Source organism: Gallibacterium anatis DSM 16844 = F 149 (assembly GCF_000379785.1).
GTDB lineage: Bacteria > Pseudomonadota > Gammaproteobacteria > Enterobacterales > Pasteurellaceae > Gallibacterium > Gallibacterium anatis.
Genome location: NZ_KB903763.1, coordinates 1 through 2,095, shown reverse-complemented (window position 1 = coordinate 2,095; position 2,095 = coordinate 1). Strand labels below are relative to the sequence as shown.

Sequence of the window (2,095 nt, the reverse complement as noted above, 5' to 3'; positions counted from 1 at the left end):
TCTGAAAGGAAAAGCAAGAGAAAAGCGACAAAGTAAAAAAACAAACCCACTTTTATCAAATGATTTTGGAAAGATGGGTTTGTCAGCAGTCTGAAGGGACAGATTGTGATCTGTCCCCTTTCTTCATTCATTCTAAATGCGTTTTAAATAATCACACTCTCTTTTAAAGACACTGTCAAATTGAAGACTAAATGTTCTTTATGGCTGTCTTTGCTATCCGCGCAGAAATAACCTTCGCGCTCAAATTGGTATGCTTTTTCCGGTTCGGCATCAATTAAGTTCTGCTCGACAAAACCGTGTTTCACTACCAATGAATGTGGATTAAGTGCTTGATAAATATCCTCTTCTGCACTTGGATTGGAAACGGTAAACAGACGATCATACAAACGGAATTCCGCCGGATGATTTTTCGTTGCGGACACCCAATGGATCACGCCTTTAACTTTACGTCCTTCCGGATTTTTACCCAATGTTTCAGGATCATAGCTGCAATAAACAGTAACAATGTTACCTTCCGCATCTTTTTCCACCCGTTCTGCTTTAATCACGTAAGCATTACGCAAACGCACCTCTTTGCCCAGCACTAAACGTTTATAATGCTTATTGGCCTCTTCTCTGAAATCCGCCTGATCGATATAAATTTCTTTAGTCAGCGCAATCGTTCTTGTGCCTAACTCCTCACGATTCGGATGATTCGGCACAGTTAATAACTCTTCGCCCTCAAAATTTTCAATCACCACGCGTAACGGATTAATCACCGCCATCGCACGAGGCGCATTCACATTAAGATCTTCACGAATACAAGCCTCTAATGCACTGTATTCGACTACGTTATCTTGTTTAGTCACACCAATACGGCGACAAAATTCACGGATAGATTCCGGTGTATAACCACGACGACGCAAGCCGGAAATGGTCGGCATACGCGGATCATTCCAACCGTCAACAATCTCTTCATTAACCAACTGCAACAGTTTACGTTTTGAGGTCAATGTGCCTTCTAAATTTAAACGAGAAAATTCATACTGATGCGGCAATGGACGCTCAATCGAAATATTTTCCAACACCCAATCATATAAACGGCGATTATCTTGGAATTCCAATGTACAAAGTGAATGAGTGATACGTTCAATCGCATCAGAAATGCAATGCGTAAAATCATACATCGGATAAATGCACCATTTATCACCGGTTTGATGGTGATGGGCAAATTTAATACGATATAAAACCGGATCACGCATTACCATAAATGGCGAAGCCATATCAATTTTCGCACGTAGCGAAGCTGTTCCTTCCGCAAATTCGCCATTTTTCATCTTTTCAAATAATGCTAAATTTTCTTCTACGGAACGATCACGATAAGGGCTGTTTTTACCCGGCTCGGTCAAAGTGCCGCGATATTCACGCATCTGTTCCGGTGTAAGCTCATCCACATATGCCAAGCCTTTTTTAATCAACTCAATCGCATAACCATAAAGCTGATCAAAATAATCAGATGCATAACGCAGTTTACCATCCCATTTAAAACCGAGCCACTCAACATCACGTTTAATTGAATCAACGTAACTCACATCTTCTTTCACCGGATTGGTATCATCGAAACGCAAGTTACAAAGACCGTGATAATCTTCTGCAATGCCGAAATTAAGGCAGATTGATTTTGCGTGCCCGATGTGCAAATAACCATTCGGTTCCGGTGGGAAACGGGTATGAACGGATTGATGTTTTCCTTGCGCTAAATCTTCATCAATAATGTGGCGAATAAAATTGGTTGGTTTTATCTCTGTCGTTTCTGAATGACTCATAATTTCCTCAGGTTGAATGTTCTGCAAAATAATCTTTGCATTTTACACGCTTTAACGCATAACACCAAATTGAAGCGCTGAATGCACTAATTTTAAGCTAACTTTTCATTTCTATATTTACGCCCGATTCAGCAAAGTGAATTATTTCTCCTCCCTCGTCTTTTTAAGCGAAAAGGCATTACAACAAGTAAAAAATAAGGGGCTGAAGTAGATTAGCGTTAAATCTGACACCATTTCCGCAGGATTTTGAGCTGTTGAGATGGTGTCCCATAGTTGAAACGAAACTCACA

General features: G+C 40.3%; 1 protein-coding gene and 1 pseudogene. Both read right to left on the bottom strand.

Going from position 1 to position 2,095, the window contains the following annotated elements; genetic code table 11:
- Nucleotides 1–143: 143 nt before the first annotated feature.
- On the bottom strand, nt 144–1,805 hold the full coding sequence (gene glnS / locus A3EO_RS0112430) for a glutamine--tRNA ligase (RefSeq protein WP_018347393.1): 1,662 nt from the start codon (nt 1,803–1,805) through the stop codon (nt 144–146).
- Between the two features lie 218 nt (nt 1,806–2,023).
- Nucleotides 2,024–2,095: pseudogene (locus A3EO_RS13430) on the bottom strand (IS1595 family transposase); the annotation flags it as partial.

Coding starts and splice junctions, on each gene's coding strand:
- glnS (WP_018347393.1), bottom strand. CDS start 1,805: ATGAGTCATTCAGAAACGACAGAGATAAAACCAACCAATTTTATTCGC.